This is a genomic window from Mesorhizobium sp. P2_F8 (genome assembly GCF_056403655.1).
On record NZ_JBFUFB010000001.1, the window covers coordinates 596375 to 621158 of the forward strand.

General features: G+C 63.3%; 18 protein-coding genes. 9 read left to right on the forward strand and 9 right to left on the reverse strand.

Annotation, left to right across the window (positions count from 1 at the left end):
• Positions 1-123: 123 nt before the first annotated feature.
• The gene (locus AC1DZP_RS02885) at positions 124-519 is read right to left on the reverse strand and encodes an AGROH133_08824 family phage infection protein (protein WP_095084176.1); all 396 of its coding nucleotides are present in this window, start codon (positions 517-519) and stop codon (positions 124-126) included.
• 375 nt (positions 520-894) lie between these two features.
• On the opposite strand from AC1DZP_RS02885, the gene AC1DZP_RS02890 reads away from it, so the two are divergent.
• Complete coding sequence (locus AC1DZP_RS02890) at positions 895-3864, forward strand: hypothetical protein (RefSeq protein WP_477300062.1); 2970 nt, start codon at positions 895-897, stop codon at positions 3862-3864.
• 48 nt (positions 3865-3912) lie between these two features.
• Here the strand turns inward: AC1DZP_RS02890 and AC1DZP_RS02895 are convergent, their stop codons facing one another.
• Positions 3913-4608: an aspartate/glutamate racemase family protein gene (locus tag AC1DZP_RS02895; RefSeq protein ID WP_477300063.1), complete on the reverse strand. Its 696-nt coding sequence runs from the start codon at positions 4606-4608 to the stop codon at positions 3913-3915.
• A 41-nt stretch (positions 4609-4649) separates the two neighbouring features.
• The gene (locus AC1DZP_RS02900) at positions 4650-6833 is read right to left on the reverse strand and encodes a primosomal protein N' (protein ID WP_477300064.1); all 2184 of its coding nucleotides are present in this window, start codon (positions 6831-6833) and stop codon (positions 4650-4652) included.
• A 90-nt stretch (positions 6834-6923) separates the two neighbouring features.
• On the opposite strand from AC1DZP_RS02900, the gene fsa reads away from it, so the two are divergent.
• Entirely contained in the window at positions 6924-7580 is a 657-nt protein-coding gene (gene fsa, locus AC1DZP_RS02905) for a fructose-6-phosphate aldolase (RefSeq protein WP_095084171.1), read from the forward strand.
• 117 nt (positions 7581-7697) lie between these two features.
• Here fsa and AC1DZP_RS02910 read toward each other — a convergent pair whose 3' ends face one another.
• The 3 genes from AC1DZP_RS02910 to leuS all read right to left on the reverse strand — a co-directional run bounded on the left by AC1DZP_RS02910 (position 7698) and on the right by leuS (position 13896).
• The gene (locus AC1DZP_RS02910; protein ID WP_477300065.1) at positions 7698-10406 is read right to left on the reverse strand and encodes a DNA translocase FtsK; all 2709 of its coding nucleotides are present in this window, start codon (positions 10404-10406) and stop codon (positions 7698-7700) included.
• A gap of 297 nt (positions 10407-10703) precedes the next feature.
• On the reverse strand, positions 10704-11285 hold the full coding sequence (gene lptE / locus AC1DZP_RS02915) for an LPS assembly lipoprotein LptE (protein WP_095084169.1): 582 nt from the start codon (positions 11283-11285) through the stop codon (positions 10704-10706).
• Entirely contained in the window at positions 11272-13896 is a 2625-nt protein-coding gene (leuS, locus tag AC1DZP_RS02920; RefSeq protein WP_477300066.1) for a leucine--tRNA ligase, read from the reverse strand. The genes lptE and leuS overlap by 14 nt, the downstream gene beginning before the upstream one ends.
• Before the next feature lie 153 nt (positions 13897-14049).
• Here leuS and AC1DZP_RS02925 point away from each other — a divergent pair, with 153 nt between their 5' ends.
• Positions 14050-14712, forward strand: coding sequence for a YggS family pyridoxal phosphate-dependent enzyme (locus tag AC1DZP_RS02925; RefSeq protein ID WP_477300067.1), 663 nt, complete (start codon positions 14050-14052; stop codon positions 14710-14712).
• Positions 14713-14820: 108 nt separating this feature from the next.
• Positions 14821-15870, forward strand: coding sequence for an aldo/keto reductase (locus AC1DZP_RS02930; protein WP_477300068.1), 1050 nt, complete (start codon positions 14821-14823; stop codon positions 15868-15870).
• Between the two features lie 55 nt (positions 15871-15925).
• Here the strand turns inward: AC1DZP_RS02930 and AC1DZP_RS02935 are convergent, their stop codons facing one another.
• Positions 15926-16834: a LysR family transcriptional regulator gene (locus AC1DZP_RS02935; protein ID WP_477300069.1), complete on the reverse strand. Its 909-nt coding sequence runs from the start codon at positions 16832-16834 to the stop codon at positions 15926-15928.
• A gap of 119 nt (positions 16835-16953) precedes the next feature.
• Here AC1DZP_RS02935 and AC1DZP_RS02940 point away from each other — a divergent pair, with 119 nt between their 5' ends.
• The 3 genes from AC1DZP_RS02940 (at position 16954) to AC1DZP_RS02950 (ending at position 19839) form a co-directional block, all read left to right on the forward strand.
• A complete protein-coding gene (locus AC1DZP_RS02940) occupies positions 16954-18135 on the forward strand; it encodes an MFS transporter (protein ID WP_477300070.1) in 1182 nt (393 codons plus the stop codon).
• Positions 18136-18193: 58 nt separating this feature from the next.
• Positions 18194-19228, forward strand: coding sequence for an aldo/keto reductase (locus AC1DZP_RS02945; RefSeq protein WP_477300071.1), 1035 nt, complete (start codon positions 18194-18196; stop codon positions 19226-19228).
• 98 nt (positions 19229-19326) lie between these two features.
• On the forward strand, positions 19327-19839 hold the full coding sequence (locus AC1DZP_RS02950; protein WP_477300072.1) for an SUKH-3 domain-containing protein: 513 nt from the start codon (positions 19327-19329) through the stop codon (positions 19837-19839).
• A gap of 58 nt (positions 19840-19897) precedes the next feature.
• Here the strand turns inward: AC1DZP_RS02950 and AC1DZP_RS02955 are convergent, their stop codons facing one another.
• Complete coding sequence (locus AC1DZP_RS02955) at positions 19898-20170, reverse strand: usg protein (RefSeq protein ID WP_457150557.1); 273 nt, start codon at positions 20168-20170, stop codon at positions 19898-19900.
• A 317-nt stretch (positions 20171-20487) separates the two neighbouring features.
• Here AC1DZP_RS02955 and acs point away from each other — a divergent pair, with 317 nt between their 5' ends.
• Together acs and AC1DZP_RS02965 are read left to right on the forward strand one after the other, a co-directional pair.
• The gene (gene acs, locus AC1DZP_RS02960; protein ID WP_477300073.1) at positions 20488-22443 is read left to right on the forward strand and encodes an acetate--CoA ligase; all 1956 of its coding nucleotides are present in this window, start codon (positions 20488-20490) and stop codon (positions 22441-22443) included.
• A complete protein-coding gene (locus tag AC1DZP_RS02965) occupies positions 22443-23192 on the forward strand; it encodes an MOSC domain-containing protein (RefSeq protein WP_477300074.1) in 750 nt (249 codons plus the stop codon). The genes acs and AC1DZP_RS02965 overlap by 1 nt, the downstream gene beginning before the upstream one ends.
• Here AC1DZP_RS02965 and AC1DZP_RS02970 read toward each other — a convergent pair whose 3' ends face one another.
• A complete protein-coding gene (locus tag AC1DZP_RS02970) occupies positions 23193-24455 on the reverse strand; it encodes a class I SAM-dependent methyltransferase (protein ID WP_477300075.1) in 1263 nt (420 codons plus the stop codon).
• Positions 24456-24784: the final 329 nt, after the last annotated feature.

A 24784-nucleotide genomic window follows, 5' to 3' on the forward strand; every position in this document is an offset into this window, starting at 1 on the left:
AAAGTCGATTGCCGTCTAGCACAGGCATTTTAAGACCGCAATGCGTCGTTCCGCATGGTTTTCAGGCACTATTGTCGCATCCGGCAAAAGAGTCCCGCCTTCCGCCCCGGAAACCCCGGGGATTCAAGGCAGAAAGCCGAAGGCAAAGGCGAGCGGCAACGCCGCCAATGCCAATTCCACCACAATGGACACCCAATTGAAAGGCGTATTAGCGCCATCCGACATCATCGACAGCAGCCGACCGAAGGCAGTGAACAGCCAGGAGAAGCCAAGCGTCATGTAGATCAACGGCTGCGCCAGCAGGATGCAGCACAGGCCGACGCCGAGATAGAAGCCCGACATCCTGCCGCGCCCCTCGGCGATCGCCGCCACCTTCTCGGGCTTGACCTGCAAACGCAGGATACGAAAGGCCAGGCTGGGCGCCAGAAAAAACAATAGTCCGAGCAGCGTGGTGACGACGGCGCTCGACCACGCCAGCCATTCACCCTGGCTCATCGGCCATGGAAACGCAAAATCCATCTTGCTTCCCCCTCACGCAATTCTAGTTGCATTGAATGTCGCCAATGGCGGAAGTCAAGCGCGCAGCCGGAAAGGCGGGGTTCGGCAAGGCCGCCCTGGAATGCCGCCGCCTGATACGAGCTTCACGCTTGGAAGCCGCGACTTGGCAGCCGATTCGGTTGGCAGGGAAACAATTCCTTGGACAAGAGATACGCGGACAATTTCTTCGATAGTATAGATCGCTGTCTTGCCGCGGCGTAACGCAAGTATTTTGCTTCGAATGTTCCTTTCGTCGACTTCTTGTTTATTTTAGCAACTTCACATGTTGTGCGATCACCTGTGAAATCTGCGCGGACGGGAGTGCGGCAGGCGGGATCTCTAAATTCGGAGACGATCATGCCGGATCTTTGTCGGACATTGCATCTGGCCAGCATCTGGATCGCAGCGGCCGCCCTTGCCGGGATCGCGCAGGGTGCGCGCGCGGACTGTATCGCCGAACGGCCGACGGCCATGGCTCCCGCCGATCCCTTGCTCTGCCAGCAGCTCGAGGCCACGATCAAGAAGCCGTCGGCGCTGCCCCTGGGCGACTACGAGAACAAGCTCAACCAGTATCTCGGCAGTTACTGTTATCGCAACGAAGCTGCCGGATGGGTGCACGACAAATATGTGCGCCAGGCCGGACCCCGCATCGCGACCTTGGTCAACGGCGCCTGGCAGGGCAAGGATTTCGGAACCCATGCGCCTGTCATGATCTGGTATTCGCCGGAGATGACGGACTGGCTTCGCAAGAATCGCTCCGCCGAAGGCGAGGTCGATCATCCGCCGCCGGTTCCCGACGGTGCCATCATGGTCAAGGAGATGTTTTCGGAGCCGGCGTCGGATTGCCGGACGGTCGATCCTCTCAAACTTTTTCCAACCAGCGGCGCCGCGATCATGATCCGCGATGCCAGCGCCTCTTACGACGGCTGGTTCTGGGGCTGGTACGGCTTTGGCAGCCAGAGCGGCTGGACACCAGATTGGCCAGCCCTGCCAGCCGACAACAACAGCCTGCCCAACATGGGCTTCGCCCAGTACTGCATGAACTGCCACGCCTCGGCGGCCGACAATCTGACTTTCGCATCGCCCAAGAACATCGCGGGCGAGCCGGGCAAGCCGCTCAACTATCTCGCTCAGGATTTCTTCAAGGGAGCGCCGGCAGAAACCTTGCACCAGACCGTCGTTTTGCCGGTCAATGCCAACCCGCGTCTTGGCCAACCGCTCTACAGTCCCAACGCCGACGTGATCGCCGCGCTGCAGGCCTATGTCCGCGAGATGCCGACCTATGAGACGGTCTCGCGGATGCCTTCCGAAACCTACGACAACACCTGGGTCGGGGCCAAGGGTCCCGATGCGTCCGATACGTTCCTGACCTCGAGCCAATGCCTGGGCTGTCATGATGCCGGCAGCACCGGGTTGCAGTTCGACATGACCAAGCCAAACCCACATGGCGATGGCTTGATTAATCTGTCTCCGCTGGCGACCTGGCGAACCTCGCCGATGGGGCTGGGAGGCCGCGACCCGATATTCTTCGCGCAGTTGGCCAGCGAAACCCAAAGCTTTCACCCCAAAATGTCCGGTGTGGTGCAGGACGTTTGCCTCGGCTGCCACGGCATCGCAGGGGAACGGCAGTTTCACATCGACGAGAAGGCGCGCTCGGGCAAATGCGAATTGTTCACGCGCGACATGGTCGATGCAACGCCCTGGCCGGCCGACAATCCGAGTGCCGCGCACGCCAATTACGGCATGCTTGCCCGCGATGGCATCACCTGCACATCCTGTCACCGCATGGTGCTCAACAGCAAGGCCAGCGACCCGCTCGGCGATCAGCCGCAGAACGCCTGCGTCGACGAGCGGCAGGCGCTGCTCAATCCGCACGCGACGGGCTTTGCCAAGACCTTCACCGGCAGCTTCATGGTCGGTTCGCCCGATACGCTCATCGGCCCCTTCGAGAAACCGGAAGTCGGGCCGATGCATACAGCACTCGGCATCAAACCGGTCCACGACGCCACGATCATGAGTTCCGAGGTCTGCGGGACGTGCCACACGGTTCATTTGCCGGTTCTGCAGGGCACCAACACCCTGGCGCGTATCTACGAGCAGACGACCTATCCGGAATGGGCGTTCAGCGCCTATCGAACCGGCAGCACTCCGGACGGACCGCTTCCACTGGGTGCCGGCGCCACGCCGCGCAGCTGCCAGGGTTGTCACATGCCATCGACGGAACAGGACGGATCGCCGACGATGAGCAAGATCGCCAGCATCCAGGAAAATCTCAATTTCCCGCAGACCGAGTCCAGCAACGCGCCGGATCTTTCGGTTCGCGAGGGATTTGCCCGCCACACGCTCGTCGGTCTCAACGTCTTCCTGGTCAAGATGGCGCAGCAGTTTCCCGAAGTTTTCGGCATCCGGACGCGCGATCCGATGATGGGCAAGAAGGCGCTCGATCCTCTCGTCCTCACCGAGCAGGCGATGCTGGACCAGGCCTCGCAGGCAACCGCCACCGTGGCCGTCAGCGATCTTGCCATGACCGCCGACGCGCTTGACGCCAAGGTGACGGTGAAGAACCTGGCCGGTCACAAGTTTCCCTCCGGGGTGGGTTTCCGGCGTGCGTTTCTCACCTTCAGCGTGCTCGACCAGAATGGCGAGCAGCTTTGGGTCTCCGGTCGCACAAATGCTGCCGGTGTGATCGTCGGCGCCGACGGCAAGCCGCTTGATGGCGAGCTCTGGTGGAAGGATGATTGTTCCGGCCGCGTCCACCCTGGCGAACGGCCGCATCAACCGCATTACCAGAAGATCACGCGACAGGATCAGGTTCAGATCTATCAGGAACTGGTCTCAACGCCGCCCGCCGACACACCCAATCCGGTCTGCAATGCGCAATCCAAGCCGGAGGGCGAACTGACGACCAGCTTCCTGTCGATCTGCACGGAGGTGAAGGACAACCGGATATTGCCGGCGGGCTTCCTGCCGGTCGAAAGCCGGCTCGAAATCGCCAAGGCATTGGGGGCCGATGAGGAACTCGCCGTCGATGTCGGCGGGACCGCCGTCGAGGACGATCCCGACTACGTATCCGGCGGCAGCGACACGCTGAGCTACTCGATACCGCTTGCCGATCTGCCGAAGGGCGCACGCCCTGCCAGCATCGAGGCGGACCTCTACTACCAGGCGACGCCTCCGTCCTATCTGCAGGATCGCTTCTGCACCGCCAAGGGCCCCGACACCGATCGCCTGTATTTCCTGGCCGGGCATCTCAATCTCGCCGGCACGCAGGCAGACGGATGGAAGCTGAAAGTGGTCGGCAGCGGCACTGTCGCCATCCAGCCCTGATCTCTGACTTCCCAAGAGAAATCGCTGCGCGATTTCCCTCGAATTGCTTCAGGGCAGCATGAAGGCCACCGCCGCCTCGGCATGGATGCGCGTCGTGTCGAAGACAGGTATGTCGAAGTCCGGCTGGCCGATCAGCATGGTGATCTCGGTGCAGCCCATGATGACGCTGTCGGCAGCTTCTTCTCGCCTTAAGCGTTCGGTCTCGGCGATGTAGGCCGCTTTCGACGTTTCGGTGACGACGCCCTGGCACAGTTCCTCGTAGATGACGCGATGCACCATGTCGCGGCCGGCGGCATCGGGCACAATGGGCTGCAACCCATGTTTGTCGGCGAGCCGGCCCTTGTAGAAATCCTGTTCCATGGTGAAGCGCGTCGCCAGCAGCGCCGGGCGCTGCATGCCGGCACGCTTGACGGCGACTGCGGTAGCGTCGGCTATGTGGATCAACGGGATCGATACCGACGCCTGCACCTGGTCGGCCAATTTGTGCATGGTGTTGGTGCACAGAAGCAGGCCCTCCGCGCCGCCCGCCTCAAGCTTGCGTGCCGCGTCAGCCAGAAGCACGCCGGCGCCGTCCCAGTCGCCATGATGTTGCCGCTCGGCGATCTCGGCAAAGTCGAACGACCACAGCAGCAGTTTGGCCGAATGCAGGCCGCCGAGACGCTCGCGCACGATCTCGTTGAGCAGCCGGTAGTAGATGGCGGTCGATTCCCAGCTCATGCCGCCCAGAAGGCCGAGGGTTTTCATGTGTGATCTTCCTGTCTTGCCGGCTTGGAGGAATCGCGCCCTTACAAAAAACTCTGCGGGTCGATATCGACCTGCACCCTGACCGAGCCGCGCTGTTTTGGCCCGTTGGCCAGCATGGCGCGGATGAATCCTTGCATGTCGGCGCGCCGTTCACCCTGGATGAGTAGGCGAAAACGGTGGCGCCCGCCGAGCAATGACAGCGGCGCCTCCGCCGGTCCCAGCACGAAAAGATCGGTGGCCTCGGGTGCGGCGCGGCGCAGGCCGCGTGCGTGGCCTTCGGCTTCGGCCCGCGTCACCGCGCTGACGATGACGCCGGCGAGCCGGCCGAACGGCGGCAGGGCCGCCAGTTCGCGCTCGGCGATCTCGCGCTCGTAAAAAGCCTCGGCGTCGCCGGAGACGATCGCCCGCATCACCGGATGGTCGGGTTGAAAAGTCTGCAGCAGGCCGAGGCTCTTCTTGCCGGTCCGGCCGGCGCGGCCGGTCACCTGGCTCAGCAGCTGGAAGGTGCGCTCGGCGGCGCGCGGATCGCCATTGGCGAGGCCGAGATCGGCATCGACGACGCCAACCAAAGTCATGTTCGGGAAGTTGTGACCCTTGGCGACAAGCTGCGTTCCGATGACGATGTCTGCCTCGCCATTGGCGATCGCTTCCAGCTCCAGCCGCAACCGCCGCACGCCGCCCATCAGGTCGGACGACAAGACGATGGTGCGCGCGTCCGGGAAATGCGCGACGACCTCTTCGGCAATGCGCTCGACGCCGGGTCCGCAAGCGACCAGATGGTCCAGCGTACCGCATTCCGGACAGGCTTCGGGGCGGCGCTCATTGTGCCCGCAATGATGGCAGACCAGCTGGCCGCGAAACCGGTGCTCGACCAGCCAGGCCGAGCAGACCGGGCAGCCGAAGCGATGGCCGCAGACGCGGCACAGCGTCAGCGGCGCATAGCCGCGCCTGTTGAGGAACAGCAGCGATTGCTCCTTCTTCCCCACCGTCTGGCGCATCTGGTCGAGCAGCACCGGCGACAGGAAGCCGCCACGTGCCGGCGGCGCCCGCCGCATGTCGACCGCCTTGAGATGAGGAAGAGCCGCCTCGGCAAAGCGGGCGGAAAGCACCGCCCTGTTGTAGCGGCCCTGGCTGGCATTGACCCGGCTTTCGACCGATGGCGTTGCCGACGCCAGCACCACCGGAAAGCTGCCGATATGGCCGCGCACCACCGCCATGTCGCGTGCATTGTAGAAGACGCGGTCTTCCTGCTTGTAGGCCGGGTCATGCTCCTCGTCGACGACGATCAGGCCAAGCTCCCTGAACGGCAGGAACAGCGCCGAGCGAGCACCGGCGACGACGCGCACGCCGCCTTCCGCCACTTGCCGCCAAACGCGTTCGCGCATCCGCGGCGGCAGGTCCGAATGCCACTCGCCCGGCTTGGCGCCGAAACGTTGCTGGAAACGCTCGAGAAAGGCGTGCGTCAGCGCGATTTCCGGCAGCAGGATCAGCACCTGCTTGCCCTGGTCGAGGGCGGCCGCCACCGCTTCGAAATAAACCTCGGTCTTGCCCGACCCGGTGACGCCGTCGAGCAGCGCGACATTGAACACACCGGCCGCGACATTGGCGCGCAGCATCCGCGCCGCGTCGCTCTGGTCCGGCATCAATTCCGGCACGGCGTAGCTTGTGTCGGGCGCGGCCACCACCGGGCGCGGCGGGATCATCACCGTCTCGAACACGCCTTGCGCCCTAAGGCCATCGATCACCGTCGACGACACGCCTGCCGCGTGCGCCAGGCCGGAGCGCGTCCAGGCAAGTCCGCCTTCGGCCGTCTCCAGCACGCGCTCTCTCGCACCCGTCATCCGGTCGGGCGTCAAGAGGGTGCGCTGCAGCCCCTCGATCCATGGTTCGGGGTCGAAAGCTTCGGGCGCCCTGAGCAGCATGCGCGCCACCATGCCGGGCGGCGACAGCGTGTACTGCGCCACCCAGTCGACGAAGCGGCGCATCGCGCGGTCGATCGGCGGGCAATCGAAAACCTGTTCGATCGGGCGCAGTTTTTTCGCGTCGACCGTCTCGACCGCGCCATCCCAGACGATGCCGGCGACCTGGCGCGGGCCAAGCGGCACGCGCACGATCGAGCCCGGCACCACGCGCATGCCGGCCGGCACTGCATAGGTGTAGGGGCGTTCGGCGGGCATCGGCACCAGCACGGGTGCGGCTGCGACAAAGGGCGAATCTTCGATCATGAAGCGTGACCTTGCCCCGACTTTGGTCTAGATCAAAGGGCAACGCTGAACGTGCCTTTCCCAGCACGACGAAATCGTCAGGAGACCGCCATGAAATTTTTTGTCGACACCGCAGACGTCAAGGATATCCGTGAGCTCAACGATCTGGGCCTGCTTGACGGCGTCACCACCAACCCGTCGCTGATCCTGAAATCCGGCGGCAAGATCGCCGAGGTCACCAAGCAGATCTGCGACATCGTCAAGGGTCCGGTCTCGGCTGAAGTCACCGCCACCGAATATTCCGAGATGATGCAGCAGGCCAAGGTTCTGGCAAAGATCGCCGACAATGTCTGCATCAAGGTGCCGCTGACGCTCGACGGCCTAAAGGCCTGCAAGACGATCCGCACCGAGATGAACCGCCTGGTCAACGTCACGCTGTGCTTCTCGGCCAACCAGGCGCTGCTCGCGGCCAAGGCCGGTGCGTCCTTCATCTCGCCCTTCGTCGGCCGCATCGACGACATGGGCGTCGACGGCATGGAACTGATCCAGGAGATCCGGCAGATCTACGACAATTACGATTTCCAGACCGAGATCCTGGTGGCTTCGGTTCGCACCGTGAACCACGTCAAGCAGGCAGCACTGATCGGCGCCGATGTCGCCACCGTGCCGGCGGCGACGCTGAAGGCACTGGTCAAGCACCCGCTGACCGACAAGGGCCTGGAACAGTTCCTCGCCGACTGGGCAAAGACCGGCCAATCCATTGGCTGAGATGGCGATCGGCTGACATAGCGATCGGCTGAGGTCACACCGCTTCCAATAAAAAGGCCGGGCAACCGGCCTTTTTTATTGTGCTCCCGAAGACGTCGGCAAGGGCGCGCCTGCCGATCAATCGGTGCCGTCATCGTCAGGCGCGCTCATCTGCGGGCGCCGGCCCATGATGATCTCGCGTTTGCCGACATGGTTGGGTGCACCGACCAACCCTTCCTTTTCCATGCGCTCGACCAGCGATGCGGCGCGGTTGTAACCGACACCGAGGCGGCGCTGGATGTAAGACGTCGAGCACTTCTTGTCGCGCACCACCACCTTGACCGCCTCGTCATAGATGGAATCATTGTCTTCGACTGCAACCGATCCCTTATCGAAGACCGCACCCTGATCGCCTTCGGCTTCTTCCTCATCCTCGTCGGCTGTCACGGTCTCCAGATATTTGGGGCGGCCCTGCGCCTTCAGATGCGCCACGACATGCTCGACTTCCGCATCGGAAACAAACGGACCATGCACGCGCGAAATTCGCCCGCCACCCATCATGTGCAGCATGTCGCCCTGGCCAAGCAGCTGTTCGGCGCCCTGTTCGCCCAGGATGGTGCGGCTGTCGATCTTGGACGTCACCTGGAAGGAAATCCGGGTCGGGAAGTTGGCCTTGATCGTGCCGGTGATGACATCGACCGAAGGGCGCTGCGTTGCCATGATCAGGTGGATACCGGCAGCACGCGCCATCTGCGCAAGACGCTGGATGGCGCCTTCGATCTCCTTGCCGGCGACCATCATCAGGTCGGCCATCTCGTCGACGATGACGACGATATAGGGCATCGGCGCGAGGTCGATTTCCTGCTGTTCGAAAAGCGGCTCGCCGGTGCCCTTTTCGAAGCCGGCCTGCACGGTCATCACGACCGTCTCGCCCTTGTCGCGGGCGGCAGCCGCGCGCTCATTGTAGCCGTCTATGTTACGCACACCGAGCCGCGCCATCTTGCGATAGCGGTCCTCCATCTCGCGCACTGCCCATTTGAGCGCGGTGACCGCCTTTTTGGGATCCGTGACGACCGGGGTCAGAAGATGCGGGATGCCGTCATAGACGGAGAGCTCCAGCATCTTGGGGTCGACCATGATCAGGCGGCACTCTTCCGGCTTCAGCCGGTAGAGCAACGACAGGATCATCGTGTTGATGGCGACCGACTTGCCGGAGCCGGTGGTGCCTGCCACGAGCAGGTGCGGCATCTTCGCCAACTCGGCGATGACAGGCTCGCCACCGATCGTCTTGCCTAGACAAAGCGCCAGCTTGCAGCTGGTCTTGCGGAAGCCTTCCGATTCGATCAGCTCGCGGAAATAGACCGTTTCGCGCATCTCGTTCGGAAGCTCGATGCCGATGACATTGCGGCCAGGCACGACGGCGACTCGCGCCGAAACCGCCGACATGGAGCGGGCGATATCATCGGCGAGCCCGATGACACGAGAGGATTTGACACCAGGCGCTGGCTCGAACTCATAGAGCGTGACGACTGGGCCTGGGCGAACATGAATGATCTCGCCGCGCACGCCGAAATCTTCGAGCACGCTTTCCAAAAGATCGGCGTTCTGCTCGAGCCGCTCCTGCGACATGTAGAACCCCTGCCCCTCCGGTGGCTGCTGCAACAACTCTTCGGAGGGGAGCTGATAGGAATCCCCCGCCATTGAAGGCGCGATTTTGCCGGCCAGAGGCAAGCGTGGGGACGTGGACGCGGCCCGCACGGCGACGTCTCGACTCCGAACGATTGGCACGGCAACGGCATCCCTTGCCGCAGCGGGGATTGCGGCGGTCTCTGCCTGCAGAGGCGCATTGCTCGCCGGCACGTGCGGCTGGGCGACAGCTTCGTTCGAGTTGGACGGCCAGACATCGGGTGAAGGTTTCGAGGGCTGGCCCGGAAGCCATTCGATGACACGAAACAGCGAGGTGGCGTCGGCCGCCATCGATGGGTTGATACCAATTCGCGCAGCGGCTGCCGGCGCCGGAGTGGCCGGGCTGGCTGGCCGGGCCTGGGACGAGACGTCGACAAGGTAGGGCGCCATGACCTCGAAGAAGGCGTGATCGGAGAGATGAGGCCAGCGCAGTGTCTCGGGGTTGGCTGTCTTAGTCGCCGCGCTACCTGCAGGGACGGTTGCCATGCGCACGGATGCTCGTCCCGCTGCTGCGGTCATCGGAGGTACCGACGGCGCACGTCGTGCCTTGTCGTTGGCACGCCCCGGCGCAGCAGACGCTGCAGCCGGCGGCGACGTCCTTGATGCGGCCGGTTCGCTGCTGCCCTGCAACCGGGCTGTTTCCAAATTGCGGCTTTTCACCGAAACCGGCAATGCCAGCAGCGAGGGAGCAACTGGTGCCTTGTCAACGATGGGCTGTGTGACGGCCTGCTGCGTTGGGAGCGCGTCTGGAGCGCCCTGTTCGACGACAGGGTCGCTCTGCTGGCGATGCTTCTTGGTCTCGTAGTCAGGCGTGCGCGTAAAACGCACGTTGGGCGCGAGGAAGAAATATTCCTGCCAGGCAGGACTTTCGATGTCGCCGATTTTCGGGGACGCGTGGCTCGTCCCATGGTCAACCCTCGGCTCCATATAGGGCCGCCTGCTGCCGCCAAGATCAACAACCCGCGCGGAATAGCCGGCCTGGTGTATGCCGGACTGCCGGCCGTCCTGTCCCTGGTGAGTTGGGCGATCATGGCCGCCTGTCGCGGCTGAAGGAGCTTGCCGACCGGCCCTGCCACTCACGCCCTCGAAACGCTCTACCCCAGGGTCATCGGGAGAAGTTGCCTTCAATGAATTGACCCGGGAAAAACGCTTGGATTCCATTCTCACGACTCGCTCTGAAACACCTGCCGAGCAATAGGGAGCGAGTGGTTAACAGTTGCTTCCCGGCGGCGCGATCGTCGACGATCTTGGGACAGCAATGTCATCGTACCGGTCGCAACGAGCGACCGTTCTCAAGCAGCACTCACGCCGGCGCAATCTGCCTTGGGGAGCCACAAGGGGTGAGGCGCGCTATCTCTGCGGTAATTTCGGCGGTCTGACTTTGGGCGCGCGTGATCAATGTCACGATTGCCCGTCATACCCGCTTTCTGAGGCGAGAGCGTTCGAAACGATGATGCGCTAGCCGGCCGTCTTGCCGTACTTGACTAGGTCCTGGGCGATGGACAGTTGCAGCGCTTCGGCCAGTTCGCGCGCGGCACGGTTCTCGGCATCGATCTGCGCCCGGTATGCGGCGAACTCCTGACGCGGCCTGTCGAAGGACGAGGTGATCGAGCGCCTGCCGGACGCGATCTTTGCACCGGTCTTGGCATCGCTCAGCGTATAGTTGGCGGTCAACGTCACGGAGCCGGCCGTCGGCTCGTCTTCGTCGGTTCCGACCTGCACGAGTGCCGCGGATTCGACGGCTTCGCCCACGCCGAGGAAGAGCGAATAGGCCGGCGAGGCCGGTTCGCCGGCGCCTCGTCCAAATCCGAAGATCAAATTGTTGCGCACCTGCTGCCCGAAACGCGTGTTGACCGGCTTGATGCCGATCGACGCCAGTTCGGAATTGGCGCTGCCAGTCGAGCTGGTCGACAGCGGCGCGCTTGAATAGAGCGGCCGCACCGTGCAGGCCGAGGCCAGCGCAAGCGAGCCGAGCAGGCCGGCAAGCGCCACGCGGCGCAGCAAACGGCCCAGCTCTGTCTTTCGGTCAGGCAACGACATTGACGATCCTCTGCGGCACGATGATCACCTTGCGCGGAGCCTTACCTTCGAGTGCTTTCTGCACGAAGTCGAGACACAGTACCGCTTTTTCGACCGCACCTTGGTCCGCGTCGCGGGCAATTGTCAAATCCCCCCGCTTCTTGCCGTTGACCTGTACCGGATAGGTGACTTCGTTGTCGACAACCAGTGCCGGATCGAAGACCGGCCACGGCCGTTCGGCGACCAGATCGGTGCCGCCGAGCGTTTCCCAGCACTCCTCGGCCAGATGCGGCATGACCGGCGCGATCAGATGCACGAGTATCTCCACGGCCTGCCGGCAAGCGCCTTTCAGCGCCGCATCAGCCTTGCCTTCGGCCACATCGTTGAGCGGCGTGGTCAGCGCATTGGCCAGTTCGTAGATGCGGGCGATGGCGCGGTTGAAGGCGAGCTTCTCAATATCCTCGCCGACCGCCTTCAGGATCTTGTGCGCCGCCTTGGAGACCGCTCCCGCCTCGCCGGCATTGGCCGCCACGGGCCCGACGCCGGCCAGCGTCTCGGCCGCGGTCGACACCAGGCGCCAGATGCGCTGGATGAAGCGATGCGCTCCGGCGGCGCCATCGTCGGTCCATTCGACATCGCGCTCGGGCGGTGAGTCCGACAGCATGAACCAGCGCGCCGTGTCGGCGCCGTAGCCGTCGGTAATGTCTTCCGGGCTCACCGTGTTCTTCTTCGACTTCGACATCTTTTCCAGCGGGCCGATCGTCACCGCCTCGCCGGTGGCGATGTCGATGGCGCGGCGCTTGCCGTCGTCGTCCTCCAGCCGCACTTCCGTAGGCGCCAGCCAGCGGCCATTCGATGCCGAGCCGACGCGATAGGTTTCGTGCACCACCATGCCTTGCGTGAACAGGCCCTTGAACGGCTCGGCCAGATCGACATGGCCGGTCTCGCGCATGGCGCGGGTGAAGAAGCGCGAATAGAGCAGATGCAGGATCGCGTGCTCGATGCCGCCAATATACTGGTCGACCGCCAGCCACTCATTGGCTGCCTTGGGATCGGTCGGCTCATACGCTCTGGGCGCCGTGAAGCGTGCGAAATACCACGACGAATCGACGAACGTATCCATCGTGTCGGTTTCACGACGCGCATCCTTGCCGCATTGCGGGCATTTGACATGGCGCCAGGTCGGATGGCGGTCGAGCGGATTGCCCGGCCGGTCGAAATCGACATCGTCGGGCAGCCTGACCGGGAGGTCGGCCTTCGGCACCGGCACCACGCCGCAATCCTCGCAATGGATCATCGGGATCGGGCAGCCCCAGTAGCGCTGGCGCGAAATGCCCCAGTCGCGCAGGCGGAAATTCACCTTGCGCTCAGCCATCGGCCGGTTGCCGATGGTCTTCTGCTCCAGCAGTTTCGCGACCTCGTCGAACGCCTGATCCGGCTTCATGCCGTCGAGGAAGCGCGAATTGATCATGACGCCGTCGCCGACATAGGCTTCATCGATGATCTGGAAGCTCCCTGGATTCTCGCCTTCCGGCATCACCACCGGGATCACCGGCAGGCCGTATTTGTTGGCGAAGTCGAGGTCGCGCTGGTCGCCGGACGGACAGCCGAAGATTGCGCCGGTGCCGTATTCCATCAGCACGAAATTGGCGACATAGACCGGCAGCGTCCAGCTTTCGTCAAACGGGTGAACGACGCGGATGCCGGTGTCGAAGCCTTTCTTCTCAGCCGTCTCCAGCGCCGCCACCGAGGTGCCCGTATGACGGACCTCGTCGATGAACTTGGCCAGTGCCGGATTGGTCTCGGCAGCCTTCCTGGCCAGCGGATGATCGGCGGCGACAGCCATGAAGGAGGCGCCGAAAATGGTGTCGGGCCTTGTCGTATAGACTTCCAGCTCATGCTCGCCGCCGATGGCGTCGGCCAGCGGCCAGCGAATCAGCAGGCCCTCGGAGCGGCCGATCCAGTTCTGCTGCATCAGTTTCACTTTTTCCGGCCATTCGGTGAGGCCGTCGAGCGAATCCAGCAGGTCCTGCGCGAAATCGGTGATCCTGAAGAACCACTGCGTCAGTTCGCGCTGTTCGACCAGCGCCCCCGAACGCCAGCCGCGTCCGTCGATGACCTGCTCGTTGGCGAGAACGGTCATGTCCTCCGGATCCCAGTTGACCTTGGAGGATTTGCGCGTCACCAGGCCCTTCTCGACGAAATCGAGGAACAGCATCTGCTGGCGGTGGTAGTAGTCGACATCGCAGGTGGCGAATTCGCGCGCCCAGTCCAGCGACAGGCCCATGACCTTGAGCTGCTCGCGCATGGTGGCGATGTTCTGGTAGGTCCATTCCTTGGGATGGACCTTGTTCTGCATCGCCGCGTTCTCGGCCGGCATGCCGAAGGCGTCCCAGCCCATCGGGTGCAGCACGTTGAAGCCCTTGGCCCGCTTGTAGCGCGCCACCACGTCACCCATCGTGTAGTTGCGGGTGTGGCCGATGTGGATGCGCCCCGACGGATAGGGGAACATTTCCAGCACGTAGTATTTCGGGCGCGGATCGTCATTATGCGCTTCGAAAAGCTTCCTGGCGTCCCAGGCCTTCTGCCATTTGGGCTCTGACGCGCGCGGATTGTATCGTTCGGTTGCCATGGGACGTTTTTCACTTAAAAGCATGCGAACTGCGGGCGACAGCTCGGCAGTTCATTGGATATGGTCCGGGTGTTCACCATGGTTTGGCAAACCCGTCAACCATATGGGTCTCGCGTCGGTCAAAAACGCGGATCAAAACAGCGGGATTTGCATATGGGTGACGCCGTTCAGCAGTTTTTCGCGGTCAAGGCCAAGATCGCCGCCGCCGAGCGCGAAGCCGGCCGCGATCCTGGCGCGGTAACGCTGGTCGCGGTTTCCAAGACCTTTGACGCCGCTGACATAAGCCCGGTCATCGAGGCCGGCCAGCGCGTCTTCGGCGAAAACCGCGTGCAGGAGGCGCAAGGCAAATGGCCGGCGCTGAAGGAGACTTTTGCCGACATCGAGCTGCATCTGATCGGTCCGCTGCAGTCGAACAAGGCAAAGGAGGCGGTGGCGCTGTTCGATGTCATCGAGACGGTCGATCGCGACAAGATCGCCGTCGAACTCGCCAGGGAGATCGCCAGACAGGGCCGCGCGCCGAAGCTCTATGTCCAGGTCAACACCGGCTCCGAGCCGCAGAAGGCCGGCATCGAACCGCGCGATGCGGTCGCCTTCGTCACCCGCTGCCGTGGTGTCCACGGCCTCGCCATCGAAGGCCTGATGTGCATTCCGCCGGCCGACGAGAACCCAGGTCCTCACTTCGCCTTGCTGGAGAAGATTGCGCATGAGGCCGCCGTCGCCAAACTGTCGATGGGCATGTCCGGCGACTACGAGACGGCGGTCGCCTTCGGCGCCACCAGCGTCCGGGTCGGCTCGGCGATCTTCGGCAGCCGCTGACACCGCGGACTTTAGGCCAATCTGGCAGCCTCGTTGTACCAACACTGGAAACGAAACGTATCGTTCCTATTTGCTTGGTGTCATCACCATTCTCCTGGAGCCTCCACTATGCGTTACAACCAGCTTGGAAATACGGGGATGTTCGTCTCCGAACTTTGCCTCGGCACCATGACCTTTGGCGCCGCCGGCGAAAACGCCCAATGGGGCCTGATCGCCAGCCTCGACCAGAAGGGCGTCAACGAGATCGTTGCGCGCTCGCTCGCCGCCGGCGTCAATTTCTTCGATACAGCCGACGTCTACTCGTTCGGCGAGTCCGAACGGCTGCTCGGCCAGTCGCTGAGGGATCTCGGCGTCGACAGGCAGAAGGTGGTCATCGCCACCAAGGTGCATGGCGCCATGGGCGACGGTCCCAACCAGCGGGGCTCGTCACGCGGCCACATCATGGACTCGGTCGATGCCAGCCTCGAGCGGCTGCAGCTCGACCATATCGACCTCTATCAGCTGCACGGCACCGACATGGTGACGCCGATCGACGAGACGCTGCGGGCGCTCGACGATCTGGTTGCCAGCGGCAAGGTCCGCTATGTCGGCGTTTCCAACTGGCAGGCCTGGCGCATCGCCAAGGCGCTCGGCATCGCCGACCGCAAGGGCTTTGCCCGTTTCGAGACCATCCAGTCCTATTACTCGATCGCCGGCCGCGATCTTGAGCGCGAAATCGTGCCGCTCGTCAATGAGGAAAAGCTTGGCCTGATGGTATGGTCGCCGATGGCCGGAGGCCTGCTGTCCGGCAAATACGGCCCCGGCGCGCCCGGCAATGGCGAGGGCCGCCGTGCCTCCCTCAACTTTCCGCCGGTCAACGAGGAGCGCGCCTGGGCGGCCGTCGCCGTCATGCGCGAGATCGCTGGGAAGCACGATGTGAGCGTTGCCACGGTGGCGCTCGGTTATGTCCTGGCTAAGCCCTTCGTGATGAGCGTCATCATCGGCGCCAGCCGCATGGAGCAGCTCGAACAGAACCTTGCCGCCACCCAGCTGAAGCTCGACGCCGACGATCTTGTCCGTCTCGATGAGGTCAGCGCCCTGCCGGCCGAATATCCCGGCTGGATGGTGGAGCGCCAGGCCGCCGGCCGTCGCCCGGCGCCGTTCACGCCGAAAGCATAGCCGCCGCCAGCACAGACACCTCGGGAGCCCACGAACTCCCGAGAGCCGTCTCGCCTTAGGTCAGCCGCACGCTCTCGCCAAGGAAATCGAGAAAGGCCCGCACTCGCGCCGGCAGATGCCGGCCCTGGCCGACATAGACGGCGTGGGTGGCCTCCTCGTCGCCCGGATTGAAATCCTCGAGCAACCGCACCAGCCGGCCGGCCCCGATATCGGCTGCCACGTGCCAGCGCGCCAGCCGGGCAATGCCCGCGCCCGCCAGTGCCATCAGCCGCATCGCCTCGCCATCGCTGACCAGCGTGTTGCCGGTGATCGGAACCATGATGGCGTTGCCAGCCGCGTCACGGAACGGCCAGCCGTCGACATGCCGCACGAAACCGAAGCCCATGCGGTTGTGCCTGTCGAGATCGGCCGGTGTTAGAGGCGTGCCATGCGTCTGGAGGTAGGAAGGTGCTGCAACGACCGCCACCTGGCTTTGCCCGAGCTTGCGCGCCACCAGCCGCGATTCGCCGAGCGGCCCGGCGCGGATGGCGACATCGGCGCGTTCCGCCATCAGGTCGATGACACTGTCAGTCAGCACCAGATCGACCGAAATCTCGGGGTAACGTTCAAGAAAGCGTGGCAGGAGCGGGATCAGCCGATGCACCCCGAAGGGAACGTAGGAGTTGACGCGCAGCCGTCCGCGTGGCGCCGCCCCTGCCGCGGCTTCCTGCTCGGCCGCCGCCATGTCGGCCAGGATGCGCATGCCGCTGTCGTAGAACGCGGTGCCTTCCGGTGTCAGTTGCAGTTTTCGCGTCGAACGGCTGACCAGCCGCGCGCCAAGCCGAGCCTCCAGCCGCGCGATCAGCTTGCTGACCGCCGACGGCGTCATGCGCAACGCGCGTGCCGCGGAAGAGAAACTACCTTCCTCGACGACGCGCACGAACACTTCGATCTCGCCGGAGCGATTGATGTCGGGCCTAGCCATCTGTGAATCTATTTCACAGAAAATGTGCCCGGCGCAAGTCTGGTTCACAATGCATGGCGACACAATCTTTCGGGTCGGGGCGCGGGACGGCGCTCTTCCTCATAGAAGTGGAAATCGCCATGCCTCTTGCTCTTTACGCCCTCGCTGCCGGCGCCTTCGGCATTGGCGTCACCGAATTCGTCATCATGGGTTTGCTGCTCGACGTCAGCAAGGATCTCGGCGTCTCGATCTCGGCCGCCGGCCAGCTCATTTCGGGCTATGCGCTCGGCGTCGTCATCGGCGCGCCCCTGCTGACCATCGCCACCGGCAACTGGCCGCGCAAGACCGTGCTTCTGGCGCTGATGGCAATCTTCACGCTTGGCAATCTCGCCTGTGCCTTGGCGCCCGACTATTGGACGCTGATGGGCGCCCGCGTCATCACCGCCTTTGCCCATGGCACCTTCTTCGGTGTCGGTTCGGTGGTCGCCACCGGGCTGGTCGCGCCCAACAGGAAGGCCTCGGCGATCGCGCTGATGTTCACCGGCCTGACCATCGCCAACATCCTCGGCGTGCCCTTCGGCACCTGGCTCGGCCAGGCCTTTGGCTGGCGGGCGACCTTCTGGGCGGTAACCGTGGTTGGCCTGGCGGCCTTCGCCGTCATCTTGGCTCTGGTGCCGCGCAGCCAGACGGCGCCTGAAAAGAGCGACCTGCGCGCCGACCTCGCCGTGCTGCGGCGCACGCCAGTGCTCCTCGGCCTCGCCACCACCGTGCTCGGCTATGCCGGCGTCTTCGCCGTCTTCACCTACATTGCTCCATTGCTGACGCAGATCAGCGGTTTTGGCGAAGCAGCCGTGTCGCCGATCCTGCTCGTCTTCGGCGGCGGTCTCATCGCCGGCAATATCGCCGGCGGCAAGGTCGCCGATCGCTGGCTGGTGCCGGCCGTGCTGGGCAGCCTCGTGGTGCTGGCCCTGGTGCTCGCAACCATGACCTTCGCCATCCACAGCCAGGTGATGGCCGTGATCTATGTCGGCCTGCTGGGTGCCGCCGCTTTCGCCACCGTGGCGCCGCTGCAGATGTGGGTGCTGGAGAAGGCGCAAGGTGCGGGCCAAAGCCTTGCTTCGTCCTTCAACATCGCCGCCTTCAATCTTGGCAACGCCGCCGGCGCCTGGCTTGGCGGCGCGGTGATCGCCCAGGGCCTCGGCTTGGGTTCGCTCACCTGGATCGCCGCCCTGCTGCCGCTCACCGCACTCGCCGTGGCGGGACTGGCACTGCGTCTCGATCGCAGCCCTACGATCGGCGAGCCTCTCTCGGTCCGCTCGTAAAGCCGGCCAAACCGGATCGCCTTCGACATCCCTTTCCAAACCACCAGGAGCCACGAAAATGGACTATCGACGTCTCGGTGCATCGGGCCTGAAAGTGCCCGCACTCTCATTTGGCGCGGGAACCTTTGGCGGCTCCGGCCCGCTGTTCGGCGCCTGGGGCAACAGCGACGCCAGGGAAGCGCGGCGGCTGGTCGACATCTGCCTCGAAGCCGGCGTCAATCTGTTCGACACCGCTGACGTCTACTCGAACGGCGCGTCGGAAGAAGTGCTTGGTGAGGCGATAAAGGGCCGCCGCGATGCCGTGCTGATCTCGACCAAGACCTCGCTGCCGATGGGCGACGGCCCGGCCGACTACGGCTCGTCGCGTTCGCGGCTGATCAAATCCGTGGACGATGCTCTGCGGCGGCTCGGCACCGATTACATCGACCTGCTGCAGCTGCATGCCTTCGATGCCGGCACGCCGATCGAGGAGGTGCTGTCGACGCTGGACGAGCTGGTGCGCTCCGGCAAGCTTCGCTATGTCGGCGTCTCCAACTTCTCAGGCTGGCAAGTGATGAAGTCGCTGGCACAAGCCGACAGGCACGGCTATCCGCGCTATGTCGCGCACCAGGTCTACTATTCGCTGGTCGGCCGCGACTACGAGTGGGAGCTGATGCCGCTTGGCCTCGACCAGGGCGTCGGCGCGCTGGTGTGGAGCCCACTCGGCTGGGGCCGCCTGACCGGCAAGATCCGCCGGGGAGCAAAACTGCCGGAAAAGAGCCGGCTGCACGACACCGCCAGCTTCGGCCCACCGGTCGAGGACGAGCATCTCTACCGGGTCATGGATGCCCTTGACGCGGTGGCCGAAGAAACCGGCAGGACGGTGCCGCAGATCGCCATCAACTGGCTGCTGCAGCGCCCGACCGTGTCCTCGGTCATCATCGGCGCCCGCAACGAAGAACAGCTGCGCCAAAATCTCGGCGCCATCGGCTGGACGTTGACGCCGGAGCAGATCGGGAAACTCGACGCGGCCAGCGAAGTCACCGCACCCTACCCATATTTCCCCTATCGCCGCCAGGAAGGTTTCGCCCGGCTGAACCCGCCGGCGGTCTAAAAGGTCCGCTAGGCGACAGACGACACGAGCATTTCGCCCACCACTAAGGTCCGCTTTCCACCCGTTGCGGACCTTAGAACCACCGACCATAATGCGGAATGACAACTCTTCCGACTGCTGTTTTGCCGATATTTGCCGCAGCCGGATGGTTTCCCGGGCGCAACGTGCCCGTATCCCCAGCGGTTCCGGCCAATCATCCGGTGGCTGCCATTGTCAGCGGGTTCGGTGGCCTCAATGTCGGCGAGCTCGGCCCGGGGCTGGAATGCGCCCGGAGCGACGTCCTCTTTCGCTGGTCTACAGACGAAGGCTACCAAGAAATTTTCGAAATTGGAGACTTGCTTCAGACGGAGTTGGCCTGCTTTGCCAGCGCTCACAGTGGTCATGAAAGCCTTTATATCGATAGAGAGGGGCGGGTGTTTGCGGTCTTCCCGGACATGCCCGGCATAGGCTTAATGGGCCACACTTTTGGCGAAGCTATGGAGCGCGCCCTGTTAGGCCGAAAGGCGTCACCTCTTCTTCTGCCAACCCATGAGAAAGTGTCATGGTACGGCGAGATATTTACGCGTGGAGACCCTCAGATCCTGAGTATCGAGGAACTGACAACGGAATAGGACGACCCGACCGCTGCTTTTCACCAATCTCGGCCAGACGGTCGATTGAGTTTTGACCCTAATGCAGCACGAACTCGCCGTCGACCTTGCGCCATTCGTTCGGCGCGATCAGCTTCTGATGCGTGTAGACAACCGAATGCAGGGGGCCGTCGAGCCTCGTCTTCCAGAATTCGATGAACCGGATCAGCACCGGAAACTTCGGAGCGATGTCGTAGTCCTGCCAGATGTAGCTCTGCAGCAGGTGCGGATGATCGGGAAAATGGTAAAGAATCTTGGCCGTGGTCAGGCCATATCCCCTAAGCATCAGGTCCATTTCGGAATGGTCGTGCATTGCAGTCCCCCTTGGACGGTCCCTTGGTTGAGTCTCCGTTCCTCCCAACGCTGGATTGTGCGCGCCGTTGCTTAACTGTCTATTGATTTTTCCTGATCAAGAACGGGTTTTCCGCGCGAAAACATGCAGTTAGCAGCGGCATCGCTTGAGTGCTGACAGTGGGCGACAGTCTGTCTGCGGCATCCCGCCGCGCAAACCCAATGTCTAATATTGCCGTAACGGAGGAACTGGTAATAATGCCGCCGAATTCGCGGCCGCGTCGCCGCGATCCCGCCGGCGTTTCAAGCCGGCGGATTGGTTCGGGAGGAAAGTGAAGAATGTCCGAGGTTCATGTCCATCGCGTCCAGCCGGCGTGGAAGAAAAACGCACTGATCGACAATGACACCTACCTGAAATGGTATGCCGACAGCGTCAAGAACCCGGATAAGTTCTGGGGCAAGCACGGCAAGCGCATCGACTGGTTCAAGCCCTTCAGCAAGGTCAAGAACACCTCTTTCGACGGCAAGGTCTCGATCAAGTGGTTCGAGGATGGGCTGACCAACGTCTCGTACAACTGCATCGACCGCCACCTGAAGAAGCGCGGCGACCAGACCGCCATCATCTGGGAAGGCGACAATCCCTACGACGACAAGAAGATCACCTATAACGAGCTTTACGAGCATGTCTGCCGGCTCGCCAATGTGATGAAAAAGCACGGCGTCAAGAAGGGCGACCGCGTCACCATCTACATGCCGATGATCCCGGAAGCGGCGTATGCGATGCTTGCCTGCACGCGCATCGGCGCCATCCACTCGATCGTCTTCGGCGGCTTTTCGCCCGACGCGCTCGCCGGCCGCATCGTCGACTGCGAATCGACCTTCGTCATCACCGCCGACGAAGGCCTGCGCGGTGGCAAGGCCATCCCGCTGAAGGAGAACACCGACAAGGCGATCGATATCGCCGCCAAGAATTTCGTCATGGTCAACAAGGTTGTCGTCGTGCGCCGCACTGGCGGCAAGGTCGGCTGGGCGCCGGGCCGCGACGTCTGGTACCACGACGAAGTCGCTTCAGTGAAAGCCGAATGCAAGCCTGAGAAGATGAAGGCCGAGGATCCGCTGTTCATCCTCTACACCTCGGGCTCGACCGGCAAGCCGAAGGGCGTGCTGCACACCACCGCCGGCTATCTCGTCTATGCCTCGATGACGCACCAATATGTCTTCGATTACCATGACGGCGACATCTACTGGTGCACCGCCGATGTCGGCTGGGTCACCGGCCACAGCTATATCGTCTACGGGCCGCTTGCCAACGGCGCCACCACGCTGATGTTCGAGGGCGTGCCGAACTATCCGTCGCAGTCCCGCTTCTGGGAAGTCATCGACAAGCACAAGGTCAACATCTTCTACACCGCGCCGACGGCATTGCGCGCGCTGATGGGCGCCGGCGATACCCATGTCACCCGGACATCGCGCAAGTCGCTGCGCGTGCTGGGTTCGGTCGGCGAGCCGATCAATCCGGAAGCCTGGGAGTGGTATTTCAACGTCGTCGGCAACGGCAAGGTGCCGATCGTCGACACCTGGTGGCAGACCGAGACCGGCGGCATCCTGATCACCCCGCTGCCCGGCGCCACCGACCTCAAGGCAGGTTCGGCGACGCGGCCTTTCTTCGGCGTCAAGCCGCAGCTGGTCGACGGCGAAGGCAAGGTGCTGGAGGGCGCGGCCGACGGCAATCTGTGCATCACCGATTCCTGGCCGGGCCAGATGCGCACCGTCTATGGCGACCACGAGCGCTTCGTGCAGACCTATTTCTCGACCTACAAGGGCAAGTACTTCACCGGCGACGGCTGCCGCCGCGATGCCGACGGCTATTACTGGATCACCGGCCGCGTCGACGACGTCATCAATGTCTCCGGCCACCGCATGGGCACGGCGGAAGTCGAATCCGCGCTGGTCAGCCACGACAAGGTTTCGGAAGCGGCCGTCGTCGGCTACCCCCACGACATCAAGGGCCAGGGCATCTACTGCTACGTCACGCTGATGGCCGGCGAACAGACTGGCGAGGAATTGCGCAAGGAACTGATTGCCCATGTCCGCAAGGAGATCGGCGCCATCGCTTCGCCCGACAAGATCCAGTTCGCGCCCGGCCTGCCCAAGACACGCTCGGGCAAGATCATGCGCCGCATCCTGCGCAAGATCGCCGAGGACGATTTTTCGACCCTCGGCGACACCTCGACACTCGCCGATCCGGCCGTCGTCGAGGACCTGATCGCCAACCGGCAGAACAAGAAAAGCTGATGCAATCGACAGTCGCGGTGGGTTCGGTCACCGAGCTTTGGCGCTACCCGGCGAGTTCACTCGCCGGCGAACGCCTGGACGCGATTTCGGTGGATCAGGAAAGCATCGACGGCGACCGCATGTTCGGTCTCGTCGATGCCACCGACAACGAAATCGCGCGACCCGACCGCGATGCGAAATGGCACAAGGTACCGCGCATCAGGACCCGGTTGTCGCCAACCCGTGAACTGGAGGTTGCCATTCCGGGCGGCGACTGGCTGGCGGCGCCAGGAGCCGAAAGCGATCGCGCCGTTTCCGCCTATCTCGGCTTCGCGGCCTCGATCCGGCCGTTTCGGAGGGAACACGCGGCGCCTGGCTATTCCGGACCGCTGACCGCCGAGCGTTACCGCAAGGCCCCGATCCACCTTTTGACCACGGCTTCGCTGGCACGGCTGAAGGCATTGCACCCCGAAGGCGTGCCCGATCCGCGACGCTTCCGCCCCAACATTGTCGTCGACATGGCGCCGGTCGAAGGATCGTTCCCGGAGACGGAATGGATCGGCCGCAAGCTGGCGATCGGCGATCTGCACTTGACCATCTCCGAGCCGTGCCGCCGCTGCGGCTTCACCATCATTGCCCAGGATGATTTCGACCACGACCCGGCCATCCTGCGCAATTTGGTCCGCCACAACGCGCACAATCTCGGCGTCTACTGCACGATCGATCGACCGGCCCGCGTCGAAATCGGCGCGGCGATGCGATTCGTCTGATCACCGGTAAAGATCCGCCCGCGTCGGCGGCAAGCCGCTCGATCCCCGCACACGCTTGGTGACGACGGTCTGGAAAATCTGCGCCGAGGCGCGTTCGAAGGTGATCGAACAGCCTGTCAGGTAAAGCAGCCACAGGCGGGCCTTGGCTTCGCCGACCTCGGCGATCGCCTCATCGAACCTTGCGTGCAGACGTTCCGCCCAAAGCCTGCAGGTGCGGGCATAGTGTTCGCGCAGGTTTTCGACGTCGTGGACGAGAAATCCATGCGCCTCGAGATTGCCGAGCGTCATGCCTATGGTGTCGACCTCACCGCCGGGAAATATGTATTTGATCAGCGCCTTATATTCGGCGCCCTTGCGCAGCGTCTTCTTCGGGCTGCCCTTGCCGCGCCGGGTGATGGCGTGGTGCAAGTAGATGCCGCCTGGCTTGAGCAAGCGATGGATGGTCGAGAAATAGGTGCCGTGGTTGGCGAGGCCGACGGCCTCGAACATGCCGATCGACGAGATCTTGTCGTAGCTGCCGCTCAGTTCCGTATAGGATTTTATGTCGATGGTGATCCGATCATCGAGACCCTCGGCGCGGATGCGCTCGCGCGCCAGTCGGGTCTGCTCCTCCGACAACGAGACCCCATGGCCGATGGCGCCATAGTGCTTGGCGGCATGGATCAGCATCGCGCCCCAACCGCAGCCGATGTCGAGCAGCCGGTCGCCGGGCTTCAGCCTCAGTTTACGGCAGATATGGTCGAGCTTGTCTTGCTGCGCCTGGTCGATGCCGTTGGCGAAATCGGTGAAATAGGCGCAGGTGTAGACCATGCGTTCATCGAGGAAGAGCCCGTAGAACGCGTTCGAAATGTCGTAGTGATGCTCGATCGCTTGCTTGTTCGAACCGCTGACGAAGGGGTTGCGGCCGGCAAGATCGGCTCGGCGCGTCATCTGCTTTCGCGAGAACAGGACGGCGGGCAGATCGCGCAGGATCGCCAGCTTCGGCAACGCCTTCAACCTCAGCTTGCCCTGTGAGGGCAAGGCGTAGAGATCGAACAGCGACCCGTCCTCCACGTCGATCGTCTTGGAAATCCACATCTCGAGCAGCGTCGAAAAATTTGGCCGGCGCGCCAGGTGCCAGACGATGTCCTGGTCGTTGATGGCCAGCACCGGACCGTCGGCGGGGCCAATGCGCTCGCCGGTCCAGAGCTTGACGGCGAAGCCCGGCTTCAGCGTTTCAACAACCGTTCGAACGATCCGCGCGGCCTTGTCGGTGGCGTCCATGCTTCCTCCCCGAAGCCAGAGCGCCAATGTTGTCCGTTTGCCCCCGGACCGCAAGCCACCCCGTCTGGCCAGCATGTCTGGGCAGCATGTCTGGGCAGCATGTCTGGGCAGAATGGCCGGAAAGACACACACCCGGCTTTTTGAGGGCGACGCCTTGCCATTTGCCAAATCAGACCCCATCATCTCAGTGTGTTCAACAAATCGAAAGGAGGTGATCCGATGTCGAGTGATTTCGTTTTCCAGAACGTGGCCTCAGCGGATTGCACTTTCGGGAAGCAGACTTCCCGTTAAGGCGCGAGATGCGCGGTAGGTGACCTCACGGGTCACCG